The sequence below is a fragment of the Palleronia pontilimi genome (assembly GCF_016412875.1).
Classification (GTDB): domain Bacteria; phylum Pseudomonadota; class Alphaproteobacteria; order Rhodobacterales; family Rhodobacteraceae; genus Palleronia; species Palleronia pontilimi.
This window is the reverse complement of record NZ_JAEKPD010000008.1, coordinates 1-18,065: the sequence shown is the minus strand read 5'-3', so window position 1 is coordinate 18,065 and position 18,065 is coordinate 1. Positions and strand designations below refer to the sequence as shown.

At 68.0% G+C, this 18,065-nt stretch carries 20 protein-coding genes and 1 tRNA gene; 5 read left to right on the top strand and 16 right to left on the bottom strand.

Translation table 11 applies throughout. The annotated features are described in order from the left end of the window. The first annotated feature begins 13 nt into the window (after nucleotides 1–13). Complete coding sequence (locus tag ILP92_RS08935) at nucleotides 14–1,303, top strand: HlyC/CorC family transporter (protein ID WP_198916047.1); 1,290 nt, start codon at nucleotides 14–16, stop codon at nucleotides 1,301–1,303. After that, nucleotides 1,303–2,058: a glycerophosphodiester phosphodiesterase family protein gene (locus tag ILP92_RS08930; protein WP_198916046.1), complete on the top strand. Its 756-nt coding sequence runs from the start codon at nucleotides 1,303–1,305 to the stop codon at nucleotides 2,056–2,058. Before ILP92_RS08935 ends, ILP92_RS08930 begins: the two co-directional genes overlap by 1 nt. On the opposite strand, the gene ILP92_RS08925 is transcribed toward ILP92_RS08930, so the two are convergent. Genes ILP92_RS08925 through ILP92_RS08915 form a run of 3 tightly spaced genes read right to left on the bottom strand, consistent with a single transcriptional unit; the run spans nucleotide 2,055 to nucleotide 5,467 of the window. Further along, entirely contained in the window at nucleotides 2,055–3,524 is a 1,470-nt protein-coding gene (locus tag ILP92_RS08925; RefSeq protein ID WP_198916045.1) for a carboxypeptidase M32, read from the bottom strand. The two genes, ILP92_RS08930 and ILP92_RS08925, sit on opposite strands and share 4 nt — an antisense overlap. Further along, nucleotides 3,521–4,672: a heme A synthase gene (gene ctaA / locus ILP92_RS08920; RefSeq protein ID WP_198916044.1), complete on the bottom strand. Its 1,152-nt coding sequence runs from the start codon at nucleotides 4,670–4,672 to the stop codon at nucleotides 3,521–3,523. The genes ILP92_RS08925 and ctaA overlap by 4 nt, the downstream gene beginning before the upstream one ends. Before the next feature lie 54 nt (nucleotides 4,673–4,726). After that, complete coding sequence (locus ILP92_RS08915; protein WP_198916043.1) at nucleotides 4,727–5,467, bottom strand: RNA methyltransferase; 741 nt, start codon at nucleotides 5,465–5,467, stop codon at nucleotides 4,727–4,729. Between the two features lie 90 nt (nucleotides 5,468–5,557). Here ILP92_RS08915 and ILP92_RS08910 point away from each other — a divergent pair, with 90 nt between their 5' ends. Further along, nucleotides 5,558–6,172 (top strand): thiamine phosphate synthase, encoded by a 615-nt coding sequence (locus tag ILP92_RS08910; RefSeq protein ID WP_198916042.1) that lies wholly within the window; start codon nucleotides 5,558–5,560, stop codon nucleotides 6,170–6,172. Here ILP92_RS08910 and olsA read toward each other — a convergent pair. The 3 genes from olsA to ILP92_RS08895 all read right to left on the bottom strand — a co-directional run bounded on the left by olsA (nucleotide 6,164) and on the right by ILP92_RS08895 (nucleotide 8,068). Further along, entirely contained in the window at nucleotides 6,164–6,982 is an 819-nt protein-coding gene (gene olsA / locus ILP92_RS08905) for a lyso-ornithine lipid O-acyltransferase (RefSeq protein ID WP_198916041.1), read from the bottom strand. The two genes, ILP92_RS08910 and olsA, sit on opposite strands and share 9 nt — an antisense overlap. Beyond that, nucleotides 6,979–7,743 carry an L-ornithine N(alpha)-acyltransferase gene (gene olsB / locus ILP92_RS08900; protein ID WP_198916271.1) on the bottom strand — a complete coding sequence of 255 codons (765 nt, stop codon included), beginning with the start codon at nucleotides 7,741–7,743 and terminating at the stop codon, nucleotides 6,979–6,981. Before olsB ends, olsA begins: the two co-directional genes overlap by 4 nt. 148 nt (nucleotides 7,744–7,891) lie before the next feature. Beyond that, nucleotides 7,892–8,068, bottom strand: a complete 177-nt coding sequence (locus ILP92_RS08895) for a DUF3553 domain-containing protein (protein ID WP_198916040.1) — start codon at nucleotides 8,066–8,068, stop codon at nucleotides 7,892–7,894. Between the two features lie 36 nt (nucleotides 8,069–8,104). On the opposite strand from ILP92_RS08895, the gene ILP92_RS08890 reads away from it, so the two are divergent. Then, nucleotides 8,105–8,701: a histidine phosphotransferase family protein gene (locus ILP92_RS08890; RefSeq protein ID WP_198916039.1), complete on the top strand. Its 597-nt coding sequence runs from the start codon at nucleotides 8,105–8,107 to the stop codon at nucleotides 8,699–8,701. 4 nt (nucleotides 8,702–8,705) lie between these two features. Here the strand turns inward: ILP92_RS08890 and ILP92_RS08885 are convergent, their stop codons facing one another. From ILP92_RS08885 to ILP92_RS08845, 9 genes are all read right to left on the bottom strand, one after another. Further along, the gene (locus ILP92_RS08885) at nucleotides 8,706–9,971 is read right to left on the bottom strand and encodes a glutamate-5-semialdehyde dehydrogenase (RefSeq protein ID WP_198916038.1); all 1,266 of its coding nucleotides are present in this window, start codon (nucleotides 9,969–9,971) and stop codon (nucleotides 8,706–8,708) included. Between the two features lie 10 nt (nucleotides 9,972–9,981). Continuing rightward, nucleotides 9,982–11,100, bottom strand: coding sequence for a glutamate 5-kinase (gene proB, locus ILP92_RS08880; RefSeq protein ID WP_198916037.1), 1,119 nt, complete (start codon nucleotides 11,098–11,100; stop codon nucleotides 9,982–9,984). Continuing rightward, entirely contained in the window at nucleotides 11,088–12,122 is a 1,035-nt protein-coding gene (gene obgE / locus ILP92_RS08875) for a GTPase ObgE (RefSeq protein ID WP_198916036.1), read from the bottom strand. Before obgE ends, proB begins: the two co-directional genes overlap by 13 nt. Further along, nucleotides 12,119–13,129 (bottom strand): GNAT family N-acetyltransferase, encoded by a 1,011-nt coding sequence (locus ILP92_RS08870; RefSeq protein ID WP_198916035.1) that lies wholly within the window; start codon nucleotides 13,127–13,129, stop codon nucleotides 12,119–12,121. The genes obgE and ILP92_RS08870 overlap by 4 nt, the downstream gene beginning before the upstream one ends. Before the next feature lie 3 nt (nucleotides 13,130–13,132). Beyond that, the gene (locus ILP92_RS08865) at nucleotides 13,133–13,657 is read right to left on the bottom strand and encodes a GNAT family N-acetyltransferase (protein WP_198916034.1); all 525 of its coding nucleotides are present in this window, start codon (nucleotides 13,655–13,657) and stop codon (nucleotides 13,133–13,135) included. Continuing rightward, nucleotides 13,654–14,253, bottom strand: a complete 600-nt coding sequence (locus tag ILP92_RS08860) for a LysE family translocator (RefSeq protein WP_198916033.1) — start codon at nucleotides 14,251–14,253, stop codon at nucleotides 13,654–13,656. Before ILP92_RS08860 ends, ILP92_RS08865 begins: the two co-directional genes overlap by 4 nt. A gap of 113 nt (nucleotides 14,254–14,366) precedes the next feature. After that, complete coding sequence (gene rpmA, locus ILP92_RS08855) at nucleotides 14,367–14,636, bottom strand: 50S ribosomal protein L27 (protein ID WP_198916032.1); 270 nt, start codon at nucleotides 14,634–14,636, stop codon at nucleotides 14,367–14,369. Nucleotides 14,637–14,649: 13 nt separating this feature from the next. Beyond that, entirely contained in the window at nucleotides 14,650–15,366 is a 717-nt protein-coding gene (locus ILP92_RS08850) for a 50S ribosomal protein L21 (RefSeq protein ID WP_198916031.1), read from the bottom strand. A 181-nt stretch (nucleotides 15,367–15,547) separates the two neighbouring features. Beyond that, on the bottom strand, nucleotides 15,548–16,369 hold the full coding sequence (locus ILP92_RS08845) for a DUF2059 domain-containing protein (protein ID WP_198916030.1): 822 nt from the start codon (nucleotides 16,367–16,369) through the stop codon (nucleotides 15,548–15,550). 173 nt (nucleotides 16,370–16,542) lie between these two features. Between ILP92_RS08845 and ILP92_RS08840 the strand changes: the two genes are divergently transcribed. Then, nucleotides 16,543–16,632, top strand: a tRNA-Ser gene (locus ILP92_RS08840). A gap of 224 nt (nucleotides 16,633–16,856) precedes the next feature. Here the strand turns inward: ILP92_RS08840 and ILP92_RS18835 are convergent. Beyond that, a complete protein-coding gene (locus ILP92_RS18835; RefSeq protein ID WP_198916029.1) occupies nucleotides 16,857–17,876 on the bottom strand; it encodes a tyrosine-type recombinase/integrase in 1,020 nt (339 codons plus the stop codon). Nucleotides 17,877–18,065: the final 189 nt, after the last annotated feature.

The following is an 18,065-nucleotide window of genomic DNA, read 5'->3' as shown; positions in this document are numbered from 1 at the left end:
AAGCCCATTCGACATGTTCGACGCCGCATTCTGGCTGACCACTTCCGCGATCCTTGCCCTGCTGATCTGCTCGGGCTTCTTCTCGGGCTCGGAAACCGCCCTGACGGCGGCCTCGCGGGGCAAGCTGCGCGCGCAGGCGGACAAGGGATCGAAGGGCGCCGAACGCGCGCTGAAGATCACCGAGGACAACGAGCGCCTGATCGGGTCGGTCCTGCTGGGCAACAACCTGGTCAACATCCTGGCGACGTCGCTGGCCACCGCGCTGTTTACCCGGCTCTTCGGCGAATCCGGCGTGGCGCTGGCGACGCTGGTGATGACGCTTCTGGTGCTGATCTTCGCGGAAGTCCTGCCCAAGACCTACGCCATCACCAACGCCGAAACCGCCGCCGCCGGCGTGTCGGCCCCCATCGCCATCGTGATCCGCGTCTTTTCGCCGGTGGTCGGCGCCGTGCGCGCCCTGGTGCGCGCCATCCTGCGGCTCTTCGGCGTGCAGACCGACCCAGACAGCCACATCCTGGCCATCCGCGAGGAAATCGAGGGCGCGCTGAACCTGGGCCATTCCGAAGGCGCGGTGGAAAAGGAAGAGCGTGACCGCATCCTTGGCGCGCTGGACCTGAGCGAGCGCACGGTCGAAGAGATCATGCTGCACCGCTCGAAGATCGAAATGGTCGATGCCGACAAGCCCGCATCCGAGATCCTGCAGCAATGCCTGGAAAGCCCGCATACCCGCCTGCCGATCTACCGCGACAAGCAAGAGAACATCCTGGGCGTCATCCACGCCAAGGACCTTTTGCGCGCGCTCTATGCACGCAGGCTGGCCGCGGGCGGTGCCGAGAACGCCTTTGACGGGTTCGACATCACCGAGGTGGCGATGGTGCCCTATTTCACGCCCGAGACGTCGACCCTGGACGACCAGATGCGTCAGTTCTTGCACCGTCACACCCATTTCGCGCTGGTGGTGGACGAATACGGCACGCTCCAGGGCCTCATCACGCTCGAGGATATCCTGGAAGAAATCGTGGGCGAGATCACCGACGAGTTCGACCTGGACGAAGACCAGTCGCTGAAGCGCACCGATGACGGCGACTATATCGTCGACGGCGGCATGACGATCCGCGACCTCAACCGCGCCGCCGACTGGTCGCTGCCCGACGACGAGGCCAACACCATCGCCGGGCTCGTCATCCACGAGGCGCAGACGATCCCCGTGGAAGGCCAGGTCTTCAGCTTCCACGATTTCCGCTTCGAGGTGATCGAGCGCAACGACAACCGCATCACGAAGCTGAAAATCCGGCCGCTCTGATGGCCCATCGCTTCGCCTATCTCGACGCCCCCGGCCCCATCGCCTTCGCCCATCGCGGCGCCGCCGAGGGTTGCGCCGAGAACAGCATCGAGGCGGTCGAACGCGCCGCGGCCATGGGGTTCACGCATCTGGAAACCGATATCCAGTCGACCTCGGACCGGGTGGCGGTGCTGTTCCACGACGACCGCACCGACCGGCTTCTGGGTCGCCGCGGCACGATCTCGGATCTCAGCTGGGACGAACTGTCGCGCATGGAGCTTTCGGGCGGCGGCCGCGTCGCCCGGCTGGACGAGGTGCTGGGCAGCTTCCCGCGGCTCAAGCTGAACCTCGACGCCAAGACCGACGACGCGGTGCGGCCCATCGGCGACGCCGTGCTGGCCGCGAATGCCGTCGACCGGATCTGCGCCGCGTCGTTCCGGTCGTCCCGCACCTACGCGCTGCGGCTGCGGCTGGGCGACGATTTGTGCTGGTCGCCCGCCATGGGCGGCGTCTCGGCGGTCTATCTCGCCTCGCACCTGCACCTGCCCGCGCGGTTCCCGCCCTGCCTGCAGGTGCCCACCCACTGGAAGGGCATCCCGGTCGTCACCCCCAACCTCGTGCGCGTGGCCGACAAGAAAGGCTGCCAGATCCATGTCTGGACCATCGACGAGGCGGCGCAGATGGAAGCGCTGCTGGACATGGGCGTCCACGGCCTGATGACCGACCGCCCGCAGGTGCTGCGCGACGTGATGCGCGCGCGGGGCCACTGGGACTAGAGCCCGTAGATCTCCGCGAACTTGGCGTCCAGGTAATCCAATAGCGGCGCTTCCGTGGGCGCCTGCCCCGTCGCCCGCTCGATCAGCTCGCGCGGCGGGAACTGACCGCCGAAGCGTTGCAGGCTGTCGCGCAGCCAGTCGGTCGCGGGGGTGGCGTCGCCCGATGCCAGCGACCGGTCGATCTGCGGCACCGCCGCCGTCAGCGCGCGGTACAGACACCCGGCATAGACATTGCCCAGCGTGTAGGTCGGGAAATAGCCGAACAGCCCCACCGCCCAATGCACGTCCTGCAGGAATCCGTTGGACGGCGTGTCCACCGCGTAGCCGAAATCGCGCAGGAACCGTGCGTTCCAGGCCTCTTCCATGTCGGCGACGGCAAGCGTTCCGCCGATCAGCGCGCGCTCCAGGTCGAAGCGCAGCAGGACGTGCAGGTTGTATTGCACCTCGTCCGCCTCGGTCCGGATATAACCCTTCTGCAGCCGGTTCACCGCGCCGTAGAAGCCGTCGGCGTCCATGCCGAGGTCGCCGAACGCGCCTTCCATCCGGCCGTGCAGCCAGCCGGTGAAGGCCGCACCGCGGCCCAGCTGGTTTTCGTAGATGCGCGATTGGGATTCGTGGACGCCCATGGACACGCCCCGCCCCAGTGGGCTCAGCGCCAGCGCGGGATCCACGTTCTGCTCGTAGGTGGCGTGGCCGACCTCGTGGATGGTCGAGTAGAAGCAGTTGAACGGGTCATGCGCCACGGTGCGCGTCGTGATCCGCACGTCATCGCCCGAGCCCGAGCTGAACGGATGCACCGCCCGGTCGATCCGTCCGCGCCGGAAGTCATAGCCGAAGGCGGCCGCCAGGTCGCGGCTGATCTCGAGCTGGTCGGCCGGATCGAACGTGCCCTGCAGCGTCGCGGGCTGCCGCGCGGCGCCCAGGGCCCGGTCGCGCAAGGCCACAAGGCGCGGCCGCAACGCGCCGAACATCTGGTCCAGCGTGGCCGCCGTCGCCCCCGGCTCGTAGGCGTCCAGAAGCGCGTCGTAGGGATCGCCCCCGTCGGCCAGGCACTGCGCTTCCTCGCGGCGCAGCGCCAGCACGCGGTCCAAGACGGGAAGGAAGTCGGCCGGAGCCTCGTTCGCCCGCGCCTCGGCCCATTGGCCCTGCGCGATCGACGTGACCCGCGCGATCTCGGCGGCCAGGCCCGCGGGCACACGGCACGTCCGCTCGAACGCGCGCCGCACTTCGCGCAACTGCGCGCGCGCAACCTCGTCTGCGGGCTCCGCCGCGTCCAGCCAGTCGCCGATGCGCGGATCAGTCCGGCGCGCGTGCAGCACGCCCGACATGGCCGCCATCTCCTCGCCCCGCTGCTCGGCGGCGCCGCGCGGCATCATGGTTTCCTGGTCCCAGCCCAGCCTGCCCGACACCTGTTCCAGCGCCGCCAGCTCGCGCTGGTGCGCCATCAGCGCGTCATAGGCAGTCACGCCGCCGCACCCCGGACGGATTGCGACCGCGGATAGGCCGTCTGGTGCCGCGCGCGCAGGATCAGCACCCACAGCACCACCGCGCCGAACTGGTGGAAGATCGCGATATGGGCGGGCGCGGAATACATGACCGTCACGATGCCCAGCAGCATCTGAAGAAACAGCATCCCCAGCATGGCGCCATAGGCACCGCGCGTGGCGGTGAAGGACGATCGGCGCGCCCGGAAGAACACGAAGATTCCGAATACCAGCAGCACGTATCCCGCCATCCGGTGCATGAACTGCACCAGCCCGTCATTCTCGAAGAAGTTGCGCCAGAGCGGCTGGATCTCGAACGCACCCGGCGGCAGGAAGCCCCCGGCCATCAGCGGCCAGTCGGTGTAGCCGCGGCCCGCGTCGATGCCCGCGACCAGCGCGCCCAGCAGGATCTGCACGAAGGCCAGCCCGACCAGCCAGCCGCCCAGGCTCATCAGCCGTGGCTCGCGCGCGCGGCGGGCCTGGAGAAGCTCGGCCTCGGACCGGCCCAGGGTGAAGACCCACCACGCGATCAGGCCCAAGATCACGAAGGCCAGCCCCAGATGCGTGGCCAGCCGGTAGGACGCCACGTCCAGCATGGTCCCGTCCAGCCCTGAGCTGACCATCCACCACCCGATCGCGCCTTGCAGACCGCCAAGCGCGCCGATGCCGATCAGCCGACCGGTCCAGCCCGGCGGGATCTTGCGGGCGACCAGGAAGCCCACGAAGCCGACCGCCCAGACCAGCCCGATCACCCGGCCCAGTTGCCGGTGGCCCCATTCCCACCAGTAGATCGTCTTGAACTCGGAAAGGGTCATGCCCTTGTTCTGCAACTGGTATTCGGGGATCTGGCGGTAGAGCTCGAACTCGGCTTCCCAATCCTCGGCGCTCAGCGGCGGCACGGCGCCCGTCACGGGCGCCCATTCGGTGATCGCAAGCCCGCTGTCGGTCAGCCGGGTCAGACCACCCACGGCGATCATCACGACCACCAGCGCGAACAGGACCATCAGCCAGGCCCGCACGGCCTTGCGCGCGCCGCGGGGCCGCGCGTCGATCATGCCGCCCTTGGGGGCGGTCGCGGGCTTCGCGGTCTCGCCAACCTCTTCGAAAATCGACCGTTTCTTGGTGTTCATGATCGTTCCTCGCGTGTTGGCGGCAAGCTATGCGTCCGGGCCGGTGCCCGCAAGTCAGCCACCCCCGGCCTTGCCCCGCACCAATTGCCGCAGGGCGCCGTGCAGGATCTGGATGTCGCGTTGCTCGAGCGGCATCCGCGACCACAGGTTGCGCAGCGACCGCTTCATGTGCGGCGCCTTGGCGGGCGGAAAGAAGAAGCCCGCGGCGTCCAGCTCGTGTTCCAGATGGGTCGCCCATTGGGTGACCTCGGCCACGCTGGCCGACGCGGGCACCGGCGCTTGGCGCACGGCCGCATCGCCCTGGCGCATCCATTCGTAGGCCACGAGCAGCACGCATTGCGCCAGGTTCAAGGACGCGAAACCGGGGTTCACCGGCACCGTCACGATGGCGCTGGCCTGCGCGATGTCGTCGTTCTCCAGCCCGGCCCGTTCCGGCCCGAAGACGAAGCCCACCCGTTGCCCCGCCGCCATCCGTGCCCGCGCTTCGGCCACGGCCGTCTCGGGGGTGAAGACGGGCTTGCTCATGTCGCGGGTGCGGGCGGTCGTGGCGAAGGTGAAGTGGCAATCCCCGGCCGCCTCTGCCAGCGTGTCGGCCAGGCGCGCGCGCTCGAGCACGTCGCGCGCCCCCGAGGCCAGCGCCGTGGCCCGCGGGTTCGGCCAGCCGTCGCGCGGCGCGACAAGGCGCATGTCGTGCCAGCCGAAATTCAGCATGGCGCGCGCCGCCGCCCCGATGTTTTCGCCCAGTTGCGGGCGCACCAGGATGCAGGCGGGCGTGTCGGGACGATGATCGCTCATGCCCCGCGTCTTAGGGCGCGCGGGATGCGTGGTCAAACGCCGCGGCCCGCGTTATAGCCGCGGATATATGCCAAGACCGAAAGACCAAAGATGGCCGACGACCGCCCGCAGATCTACCTGATCACGCCGCCGCAGATCGAGCTGAGCAGCTTTCCCGACATGCTTGCCCGTGTGCTCGATGCCGAAGCCGTGGCCTGCGCCCGCCTGGACCTCGCGACCCGCGACGAGGACACGATCCTGCGCGCCGCCGACGCGGTGCGCGCGGTCACCGAGCCGCGCGACGTGGCGCTGGTGCTGCGCGACCACTGGGAGCTGTCGCAGCGCGCGGGCCTGGACGGGGTTCACCTGGCCGACGGCGCGCGCAACGTGCGCGCGGCCCGGAAGGCCCTGGGCGGCGACGCCATCGTGGGCGCCTTCTGCGGAAATACCCGCCACGACGCCATCACCGCGGGCGAAGCGGGGGCCGATTACATCACCTTCGGCCCGCTCGGCGGCGCGGGTGCCGGGGCCGAGGTCCTGGCCGATCCAGACCTGTTCGCCTGGTGGTCCGAAGTGATCGAGCTGCCCGTGGTGGCCGAAGGCGGACTGGTTGAAGAAACGATCGCAAGCCTTTCGGAAATCACGGATTTCATTTCCCTGGGCGACGAGATCTGGCGCCACGACGATCCCGCTGGGCGGTTGTCCGAGCTGGCCGCGCTACTCTGACAGCTCAGCGCCGCGCACGCGGGTCTCGGCCGCGCGCGCCAGCGATTTGCGATCGGAAAACGCCGCGACGGCCAGCGGGTCGTGGAATGTCACCTGGACGCGGCCCCGCAAAGGCAGCGCGAGCACGCCGATCAGATGGGGGCCGAACGCCATGTCGCCCCACCACGCATAGACCGCCGGATCCGCGCCCTGGGGGGCATGGTAGCGCAGGGCGACGGGCTGGACCTGCATCCTGTCGCGCAGGTCGTCGTCGAAGAAGGCCGCGAACAGGGTCGTTTTGAAGGGCAGCACGCGGCGGCCATCGGTCGACGTGCCTTCGGGGAAGAACAGCAGCCGGTGACCCGCGCGCAGGCGCTGGGCAAGAACGTAGCGCTGGGCCCGCGAGTCGCGCGGATTGCGGCGAATGAAGATGGTGCCCGTCGCCCGCGCCAGCCAGCCGATGCCGGGCCAGTCCGCGACTTCGTCCTTGGAGACGAAATAGACCGGCGCGCAGGCATTCAGCGCGAAGATATCCAGCCAGGACGAATGGTTGGCCACCATCGCACCGGTGCCCGTCATCGGGCGGCCCGCGATGTCGAGCCGCAGCCCCACCAGCCCGAGCGCCCCGCGACAGACGGTCTGCGTGATGCGCGGCGTGACCGGGCGCCGCAGACCGTAGAAGGGCCGTTCGATCAGGCGACAGATCAGCAGCAGGGCAAGCCCGCCGAAGATCAGGATCGCGAGCGGGACGAGGCGCACTCCGATCCGAAGCCGCGCCGCAAGATCGAGCGCGGGCCGGTTCGGGGGCGGAGGGCCGTGCCAGGTGGTCATCCGCGGCCCCGTGCGATCCGATCGGTGCGCCCCGCGCTCATCCGGGCGGTGTCGAGGATCAGGCAGACATCGGTGGTGCGGAAGGCCTGGTCGACCCAGGCGCCCTGCCCCACGAAGCCGCCCAGGCGCAGGTAGCTTTTGATCAGGGACGGCACCGCCCGCATCGCGGCCACGCGGTCCAGCGTCTCGACGGGAACGCGGTCCATCGCCACGGCTTGCGGGCCTGCGGCGCGCACGCGCAGGTCGGGGGGTGCCAGGTGCCGGTGGTGCAGGATCGACAGCGGCGGCGCCAGCGCGTCCAGGTCGGTGCCGTGAAAGGACGCGACGCCGAACAGCAGCTCGATGCCGTGGCGGGTGACGTAGTCGGCAAGGCCCGACCAGAGCTCGAGCATCGCCGTGCCGCCGCGATAGTCGCTGTGAACGCAGGAGCGCCCCAGTTCCAGCAGCGAGCGACCCGAGTGCTGCAGGCGGGCCAGGTCGAATTCGCGCGCGCTGTAAAAGCCGCCCGCCCGTTCTGCCGCGTCGCCGCGCAAGAGCCGATAGGCGCCGACGACCTGCGCGCCCGGTGGCCGGTTCAGATCGCGCAGGATCAGGTGGTCGGCATGGGGGTCGAACGCGTCGCGCTCCAGCCGGGCGTGGTGATCGACCAGGGGACCGTCGCCGCCCAGTTCGTCGACGAACACGTCGAATCGCAGCCGCTGCGCTTCGCGCAGGTCCGCGTCGTCGCAGGCGAGAGAGATCTTGAAGTTCGGCTGAAGCATGAACGGCACGGGGGGGCTTCCGGATGGGGCGCGGCAGTTTTATGGGTCGGTCCACGCCATGACAAGCCGCCCCGTCCGCATGTTTACAGATCGTTAACCTTCTGGGGGATAGCTTTGGGCCACTTGGGCGCGCATAGAATGCAAAGCGTCAGAAAACGGGGACCAGATCCACCTTGCGGCCATCTATGACCACTTTCCCCACGTGTTGGAACATGACGGTGACCTTGCCGCCGATATTCGACTGCACCTGGCCGTCGCCCCAATCGGGCTGGTCGGGATGGCGCACGATCATTCCCGGCTCGAGCAGCGCATTCATGTCCGACATCTCGAGACCTCCGGTTAACGATGCAAGGATGCGTCCATGAACATGGTTGATACCCGCCTGTCGGCATTGCTCGGATCGCGCATCTGTCACGACCTGATCTCACCCCTGGGAGCGATTGGCAACGGTGTCGAGCTTTTGCAGATGTCGGGACTGGGCGACAGCCCCGAATTGTCGCTGATCAGCGAAAGCGTCGAGCACGCGAATGCCCGCATCCGGCTGTTCCGCGTCGCGTTCGGCGCGCCCAGCCCCGAGCAGCACATCGCCCGGAGCGAGGTTCAGTCCGTGCTGGCGCCGATCTCGTCGGCGCGCAAGCTGGACATCGCGTGGGATCCGCCCGCCGACATGCCGCGGGATTTGGCGCGGCTGGTTTTCCTTCTGCTGCTCTGCTGCGAAACGGCCCTGCCCTATGGCGGCGCGATCGCCGTGGATGCGACGGGCGACACGCTGCACATCTCGGCCGAAGCGCCGCGCCTGCGCCAGACGCCGGAGCTGTGGGCGCATATGTCCAGGGCGGACCTGCCGATGCCGCTGGCGTCCGACATCCACTTCCCGCTGGCCCGCCAGGCCGCGACCGATATCGGCCGCAGGATCGAGGTCGTGACCGGCGACACCCGGATCGACATCCACGCCTGAGCGCCTAGTTCCGGATGTTGCCCTGCCCGCGGACCTTGTACTTGAAGCTGGTCAGCTGATCGGCGCCCACCGGGCCGCGCGCGTGCAGCCGACCGGTGGCGATGCCGATCTCGGCGCCCATGCCGAATTCGCCCCCGTCGGCGAATTGGGTGGAGGCATTGTGCATGACGATGGCGCTGTCGACCTCGTTCAGGAAGCGCGCCGCGGTGTCGGCGTCATCGGTGATGATGCAATCGGTGTGGTCCGAGCCGTAGCGCGCGATATGCGCCATCGCCTGGTCCATGTCGTCCACGACGCGTGCGGCGATGATCTTGTCCAGGTATTCGCGGCCCCAATCGTCGTCGGACGCCGCGACGACGCCGTCGATGCCCGCCAGTCGCGCGTCGCCGCGCACCTCGACGCCCGCATCCAGCAGCGCCCGGATCACGCCCTGCCCGATCGTGTCCTCGATGTCGCGGTGGATCAGCAGGCACTCGGCCGAGCCGCAGATGCCCGTGCGCCGTGTCTTGGCGTTCAGCACGATCTTCAGCGCCATCTCGGGGTCCGCGTCGCGGTCGAGGTAGATATGCACGATGCCTTCGAGATGCGCGAAGACCGGGACCCGCGCTTCGCGCTGGACCAGTCCCACCAGACCCTTGCCGCCGCGCGGCACGATGACGTCGATCACGCCGGTCATGCCCAGCATTTCGCTGACCGCCGCGCGGTCGCGGGTGGGCACCAGCTGGATCGCGTCTTCGGGCAGGCCCGCCTTGTGCAGTCCTTCGACCAGGCGGGCATGGATCGCGCGGCTCGAATGGAACGATTCGGAGCCGCCCCGCAGGATCACGGCGTTGCCGGATTTCAGGCACAGCGCGCCCGCATCCGCCGTCACGTTGGGCCGCGATTCGTAGATCACGCCGATCACGCCCAGCGGCGTGCGCACCCGCTGGATGGACAGCCCCGACGGCATGTCCCACTCGGCCAGCACGGCGCCCACGGGATCGTCCTGCGCCGCCACGGCGCGCAGGCTGTCGGCGATGCCCGCCACCCGCGCGTCGTCCAGCATGAGCCGGTCGAGCATGGCGGGGCTCAGGCCCTTGTCGCGCCCGTAGGCCATGTCCTGCACGTTGGCTGCGATCACGTCGTCCCTGGCGGCCATAAGCGCGTCGGCCGCGGCTTCGATTGCGGCGCGCTTGGCCCCGGACGAGGCCAGGGCGAGTTTCGCGGCCGCCGCGCGGGCCCGGGTGCCGATCTCGGCCATCAGGGCCGGGATATCGTCCATGTCCTTCATGTCCTGGTCCTTACACAGCCATGTCGTCGCGGTGGATCAGCGCCGCGCGACCGGGATAGCCTAGCACGGCTTCGATGTCACCGGAACGGCGGCCCGCGATGGCGCGCGCCTCGTCGCCGGTATAGCGCGCAAGGCCGTGGCCGAGCGCCGCGCCGTCCGGCCCGATGATGGCCACCGGATCGCCGCGGCCGAATTCGCCCTCGACCCCGGTGACACCGGCGGGCAGCAGCGATTTGCCGGAGGAAAGCGCCCGCGCCGCACCCGCGTCGACGACCAGGACGCCTTGCGGCTTCATCGCCGCGATCCACGCCTTGCGCGCGGCCTGGGGATCGGTGCCCGGCAGGAACCAGGTGCAGCGCGCGCCGTTTTCCAGCGCATTCAGCGGGTTGTCGCCCGCACCTAACGTGATCGCCATGGCGCAGCCCGCCCCCGTGGCGGTGCGCGCGGCCATCAGCTTGGTCCGCATCCCGCCCTTCGACAGGTGCGACGCGGCCTCGCCCGCCATGGCTGCGATGTCGGGCGTGATGGCGTCGATCACCGGAAGGTGCTGCGCGTCCGGGTCGGTCTGCGGGTTGGCGGTGTAAAGCCCGTCCACGTCCGACAGCAGCACCAGCTGGTCGGCGCCCACGGTCACGGCCATCTGCGCGGCCAGCCGGTCGTTGTCGCCGAAACGGATCTCATCGGTGGCGACGGTGTCGTTTTCGTTGACGATGGGCACCGCGCCAAGACCCAGCAACGTGCCCAGCGTCGCGCGGGTGTTGAGATAGCGTCGCCGGTCGGCGCTGTCTTCCAGCGTCACCAGGATCTGTGCGGCGACCAGCCCGTGGGGGGCCAGCACTTCCTCGTAGGCGCGGGCCAGGCGGATCTGGCCCACCGCGGCGGCGGCCTGCGCGCGTTCCAGCGGCAGCGCGCCGTCGCCGAGGCCCAAGGCCCCGCGCCCCAGCGCGATCGAGCCCGACGACACCAGCACCACGTCCGTGCCCCGCGCCTTCAGCCGCGCCACGTCCCGGGCCAGCGCCCGAAGCCAGCCCGCGCGCAGATCGCCCGTGCCGCGGTCCACCAGCAGCGCCGAGCCGATCTTGACCACCAGCCGCCGCGCCTGCGCCAGCGACGGTGTCACGGCCGCCACGGTTCCGGCTCCTCGTCGGCCTTGCGTTGGCGCAGCTTGTCCTGCGAGATCTGGGCCCGCACCGCGCGCAGCACCTCGGTCAGTCCTTCGCCGCTGACCCCGGACATGAGCATGACCGGCCCCGCCACCGCTTCGAGCTCGGCGCGCCTTTCGGCCCGTTCGTCGTCGTCGAGTGCGTCGACCTTGTTCAGGGCGGTGACCCGCGGCTTGGTCGCCAGCACGCCGCCATAGGCTTCGAGCTCGTCGATGATGGTGCGCCAGTCGCCCGCCACGTCGTCGCTGGTGGCGTCCACCAGGTGCAGCAGGACCGAGCACCGCTCCACGTGGCCCAGGAACCGGTCGCCGATCCCCTTGCCCTCATGCGCGCCCGCGATCAGGCCGGGAATGTCGGCCATCACGAACTCGGCCCCGTCCACGCCCACGACGCCCAGGTTCGGGTGCAGCGTGGTGAAGGGATAATCGGCGATCTTGGGCCGCGCGTTGGAGGTCGCGGCCAGGAAGGTGGATTTGCCCGCATTGGGCAGGCCGAGAAGGCCCGCATCGGCGATCAGCTTCAGCCGCAGCCAGATCGTGCGCTCGATGCCCGGCTGGCCGGGATTGGCGCGGCGCGGGGCCTGGTTGGTGGAGGATTTGAAATGCAGGTTGCCCCAGCCGCCATTGCCGCCCTTGGCGAGCGTCACGCGTTGGCCCACTTCGGTCAGGTCGGCGATGACGGTTTCCTGATCCTCGTCCAGGATCTCGGTGCCCACGGGCACGCGCAGCACGATGTCGTCGCCATCGGCGCCGGTGCGCTGCTTGCCCATGCCGTGCTGGCCGTTCTTGGCGAAGAAATGCTGCTGGTAGCGGAAGTCGATCAGCGTGTTCAGGCCGTCCACGACCTCGACCACCACGTCGCCGCCCGCGCCGCCGTCGCCGCCATCGGGTCCGCCGTATTCGATGTATTTCTCGCGCCGGAACGAGATCGCGCCGCCCCCGCCCGCGCCCGAGCGGATATGCACCTTGGCAAGATCGAGGAATTTCATCGCGGCGCTTTCAAATTGGGACGGTCCAGCCGATAGATCACAATGGGCGAAGGCTCAAGCGGCGCGGGATCCGTGCGCGTGTCGGGCCCGATCTGGACGAATCCGAGCTGGCGCAGGATCTCGTCCCGTTCTGGGTCATGGGCGGCCCGTTCGGCCTCGACGGCATCGAGCTCGAACCGCGGGAAGGCGTCTTCGAGCAGCGCGCCGAGGGCCTCGGGCCCGAAGCCGCGGCCGCGGAGGGAGGGATCGAAGGTCCAGGTGAGCGAGGGGTGCGCCCGGCCGGGCGTATCTTGCAGGCCCGCAAAGCCGATCGTGCGGCCCCAGCGGCGCACCGCTGCGAGAAAGCCCGGACGTCCGCGGTATCGGAAGGCCTGCAGCATGGATTTCGCGGCGGCCTCGGACATTGGTGCCGCATGGCCGATGCGCTGCAGCGCGCGCCAGTCGGCATCTTGCAGTTCGCGCAACGACAATCGGCGCGTGCGCAGCCTGTAGCTGCGGCGCGCGGTCCAGCGGTCGCGCGTCAGCAGCATCGCGCGGGCCCGCACGTCCTGGCGCAGCGGCAGCGAATGGACCAGGCGCGGCCCGGCATCCACGAAACCCATCTTCCGCAACGCGCGGGCCGAGGCGTCGTTGCCTTCGAAATGGCTGCCCTGCAGGCGGTCGGCGCGGGTGCCGCGGAACCAGGCGTCGATCGCCGCGTCGCCCGCCTCGGTCGCGTAGCCTTGGCCCCAGGCGTCGCGGGCCAGCCAGAAGCCAAGCTCGGGGTCGATGCCGATGACACCGCGTAGCCCGTCCGCGTCGGTGATGGCCCAGACCGGATCGCCCTGCCCCAGCGTCGCGGCGATGAACGCGGCCGCATCGTCGACGCCGTAGGGATAGGGCGGCGCGGCGAGCCAGCGCACCACGTTGTAATTGCCGATCCCCGCCGCGAGGGCGTCGGCGTCACCGGGGTCGAGCGGGCGCAGCAGCAGCCGCGCGGTGCGGATGGTGGTGGCCACGCGGGCCACGGGTCACACCATTCTGCGGGTGTAGGTCCAGGTGGGCACCAGCGCGTTGCGGGCCACCGAGAACGTCTCGGCGTCGCCCAGCCACTGGAAGCCCGCGTTGGTCAGCACCCGGGCCGAGGCCGGGTTGTCCTGGAACACTTCGGCAAACAGCGTCGCGGCGAAGTGCGGGTTGTGGGTCACGATGGCCATCACCGCTTCGGACGCGATATGGTAGCCCCAGGCGTCGGGCGCGACCCAGTAACGGATGTCGGATTGGGCGCGGTCCAGCCGTTTCAGCCGGATCACGCCGCTGACCGACGCGCCGCCGCAGGGGGTGGCGTCGATGATCCAGATATCTTCGATGCGGGCGGGATCGTGGGCGCGACGGATCATCGCCTCGGTCGCGCCGGGGGGCAGCGGATGCGGCACGGTCTGGGTGGCGCGGGCCACGCGCGGGTCGGCACGGTGCAGTTCGAGAAGGCCCAGATCGGCCATGACGACGGGCCGGATCAGCAACCGCTCGGTGCGGATCGGGATCTGTTCGGTCATGATGTTCCCCAAATCGCGTAAAAGACGCTCGCCACCGTCAGAAGCGCCAGCGTGACCATCAGCGTGCGTTCCGCCCGCGTGCCCGCGACCGTGCGTGCGATGAGCTGGCCCGCGCCCGCCCAGACCGGGTGCAGGAGCAGCTGCATGGCCAGCAGGATGACGGCGACGGTCGCCGTCGCCTGCAAAAGCGGTGTGCCGGGCGCGGTGAAGCTGGTGAAGCCGGTGGCGATCATCGCCCAGGCCTTCGGATTGAGCGGGTGGACGGCCAGCCCGGCGGCGAAACCCGGCGCGTCGCCCGCGGCGTCGCCGGGCTGCAGCTTCATGCCAGCCACGCGCCAGGCGAGCCAGCAGATGTAGGCGGCCGAGGCCCATTTCAGCGCCGCAAAGAGCCACGGCACCTGCGCCGCCACCCCCATCAGGCCGAAGCCGATGGGCCAGATGATCAGCTGCTTGCCCAGCACCACACCGCCCACGAAGGGCAGCGCGCGCCGCAGCCCATGCGCGGCCCCCGTCGCCAGAAGCGCCATGTTGGCAGGTCCGGGCGTTCCCACCTGGCTGGCGGCGAACACGGCAAAGCTGAGCGCCGAGACGCTCATGCCCGCCGGTCCGATACATGAAAACCACAGTAAATCACGCAATCCCTTCTCCGGAAACGCGAAGGGGACCAGCCTGCGCGGCCGGTCCCCCGAAGAACGTGAAGAAGCGCGGCTTACTCGGCGGCTTCGGCTTCAGGCAGCACCGAAATGAAGGTGCGGCCCTTCAGGCCCTTGTGGAAGGTCACGCGACCGTCGACGGTGGCGAAGATCGTGTGATCCCGGCCCAGTCCCACGCCATCGCCCGGCCACCACTTGGTGCCGCGCTGGCGCACGATGATGTTGCCCGCGATCGCTTCCTGACCGCCGAAGAGCTTCACGCCCAGCCGACGCCCGGCAGAGTCGCGACCGTTGCGGGATGAACCGCCTGCTTTCTTGTGTGCCATCTGTCGATCCTCCTTACAGGGTCTTCGCTTCGGCGACCCAGTCGGCCAGCTTGCCGCCGGCGCCGATCTGGTCCGCCATGTAGTCGATCTCGGCCTCGGTCCAGGCGGCGATCTGGTCGAAGTGATAGACGCCCGCGGCGTTCATCTTCTTTTCCATCGCCGGGCCCACGCCGTTCAGCGTCTTGAGATCGTCCGCCGCGCCGTCGCGGGGTTCGGTCAGCAGGTTCCCGGGCTTGGCGGTCGCACCGTCGTCAGCCTTAGCGGTCTTGGCGGCGACCTTTTCCTTGGCCTCGCCTTCCTCGACGCGCTTCTTCATCTCGGACTGGCCAGAGCGGTTCTGGACGTAGTCGCCCTTGTCGGCCGCGACGCCCTTGAAGCCCGCGATGCCCGCGCCGATCGCTTCCTTGACGCCGGACTTGTCGGCGCCCGACTCGAGGATGTCGCCGATGCGCAGCAGCGTCAGTTGCTGGCGATGGCCCTTCGTGCGCTTCGAGCCGTGCTTACGGCGGCGCTTGACGAAGTGGATGACCTTTTCGCCCTTGATCTGCTCGATCACCTCGGCCTGGACGCCGGCACCTTGCACGAGCGGCGTGCCGACGGTCGAACCGATCATCAGGATTTCGTTGAACTGGATTTTTTCGCCAGCATTCGCCGCAAGCTTTTCCACGCGCAGGACATCGCCCGACTGGACCTTGTATTGCTTGCCGCCGGTTTTCAGAACCGCGAACATATCGTCTTCCTTCTGCTCCGCGTCCTGTGGCCCCCGGATACCGGGTGTTTCGGGTTTCCCCGCCTCGGACGGCGCGCCCCGGTCAGGGCGTCATGTCATAGCCCGCGGGTCCCGAGTCGCCCCGTCCGCAGGTCGGCGGTGTATCCTTGGGATCGGCCCGCCTGTCAAGCGGTGCGGCGGGTCAAATATCCTCGCCCTGCATGAAATCCGCTGCGCGCGCGCCAAGCTGGCGCGAGATATCGCTGTAAACCACGTCGAACGCGGCGAACAGCGCGTCGTTCAGCGCCTGGCCCGCATCGGTCTGCGACAGCGCGATATAGGCTTCCAGGTCGCCGTCGCTCAGGGGCTGGTAGGCCAGCGTCAGGTAGCCGTAGACCCATTGCTCGGTATCGTCGCGGATCTCGGGCTCTTGCGCCCAGACATCCATGATCATCTGGTCCTCGGTCATCGGCACCTCGAAGGCGTTGCCCTCGTCCAGGCCGCGGTAGAAGGCGAAGTTCGAATTGAGCGCGCCCGCTATGTTCTGCTCGATCAGGCCGTTGGCGGCGATGAAGTCCTCGATCAGGTCCATCCGCTCGGAGCCGTCCTGGCGCATCTGCATGGCGCGTTCCTCGGCGGCCTCTTCGACGTCGCTGTCGCGCATGGCGCGGCGGGCTTCGATCTCGAGGTCGACGATGGTCTGGCCGGGCTCGGAGGTGAAGAAATCGGCCAGTTCTTCCGCGTCGTCGTCTTCGAGCCGGGTATCGAGCCCGTCGAGGATGCCGCGCTCCATGGCGGCGGCGTCATAGATGGTATCCACCGCGGCCGCCCAAGCGGGCCCGCCATCGCCGGGGAACATCTCGGCCTCGAGGTCGGCCCCGTATTCGACGCCCTCTTGGCGCATGATCGCGATCACGTCGCCCAGGCGCAGCGCGTCGAACAGGGCCTGGGTCGCGGCACTGGGCGCGGCCAGCGCGGGAGGGGCCAGCACCAGCAGAAGGGGGACGAGATATCGGGTCGACATGGCAAGGGCTCCGGGCCGGGGGGCATGACGGTTCATCACACGCATCAGGTTAACGTAGGTTTCACGCGACCGGCTGCCAAGCCCACCCGCCGATACGGGCGGGGCATGGTCCGAAGAAATCGCTTGCGCGCGCCGCCCCACCCCACTAAACGCCGCCCCACCAAGACCCCCGCGGAGAGGTGCCGGAGTGGTCGAACGGGGCGGTCTCGAAAACCGTTGTGGGTGCAAGCCCACCCAGGGTTCGAATCCCTGTCTCTCCGCCATAAGCTCCTGAAATCAGACAATTTATGCGCCAGCGCCCTGACGGGTGCTTGGCCTCGGTCAGTAGCAGACACGGCATAGTATGCCGTCTTTTTGCGTCTCCGCACGAGCCGACTATGCCGTCAGAGCGCGGAATTATGATCGGTGGCTACGGGTTCGAACGGTTCCAAACGACAAAGCCCCGCCGTTTCGGGCGGGGCCTCTCATCTGCCACGATGAGATTGTCTCAGAGGCCGACGTTGCCATCGGCGTTGGCGACCTCCTGTTGCTCCTGGGACAGATAGCGGAAGTAATATCGCTCGGTCGTCTTCACCGACCCGTGTCCGATGTAGCGCTGCACGCAATAGACAGACCAGCCCTCCTTCAGCCGCTCGATGGCGAACTTGTGTCGGATGTCGTGAAGCCGCGCTCCGAAGCCCGTCTCCTGAGCATAGTCCCCGAACAGATTGGCGGCAGAACGGTAGAAGCCGTCTTCGGTCTTGTTACAGAAGACGTAAGGCGAGCGATTGGATCGCCGGATCTGTGTCAGGATATCGATGGCCTGCTGGCGAAGCGTGATCGTCCGAACCTTGCGACCCTTTGTGTGTCGCAGGGTCAGCGTCACGTTCCCTTCGACCGGACGATCCATGCCGTTCAAATCGCTCCACTTGATCATCGATAGCTCGGTGACACGGCCGCCGGTCGCATCCAGAAACCCAGGAAAAAAGGCCAGCGTTCCGGGTGCGCGCTGACCCAGCTTTTGGATTGCTGCTTCGGTCGGAAGGGCAATATCCGGCAAGTTCTCTTTCATTCCTTGTTTCTCGAATTGCAGAACCGGGTTCATTTCGATCCACTCCAGGTTCCTGATATGCGACATTAGGTGATTGAACGCCGTAAAATCTCGATTGATCGTCGCGACCGACACGCCTTGATCCTTCCGCATGGCGACGAATTCGGTGACGGTCTTCAGATCGACTTCCCAAGCGCCTGCCAATTCGATATCTTCACCGCGCTCTTCAAAAACGTCGATGAGCGTCAGACCGATCTGCCTCAGACTGGTCTGATATCTGATGCGGGTCTGTTCGCTCCAACCGTGATTCTCGTCGAAGTGATCGAGACTGTCGTAAAAGCTGGTAAAACCCGCATGGAAGAGCCAGTCAGTCTCTCCTCGCTCGGCCTTGCCTTTCAGCTCTTTGATCCGTTCTCGCGCTTTCTTTTCCGTGACCCGCTTAGACGTTGTGCGAAGGGACTCGCTGTTGGATGTCACTGAGAACTGACCCGGCAGCAGTCGAAATTGTCACTGAGAACTGACCCATGTGGAACCTTGCCCCTGACGGGATTTGTCGGGGGTTATTGGAGTGATCGACATGGAATTTTTAAGCGTCATTCGACGTTGGGCGTTGCGGGACAAGATGCCCATCCGCGAGATTTCACGGCGGACCGGGCTGTCTCGCAA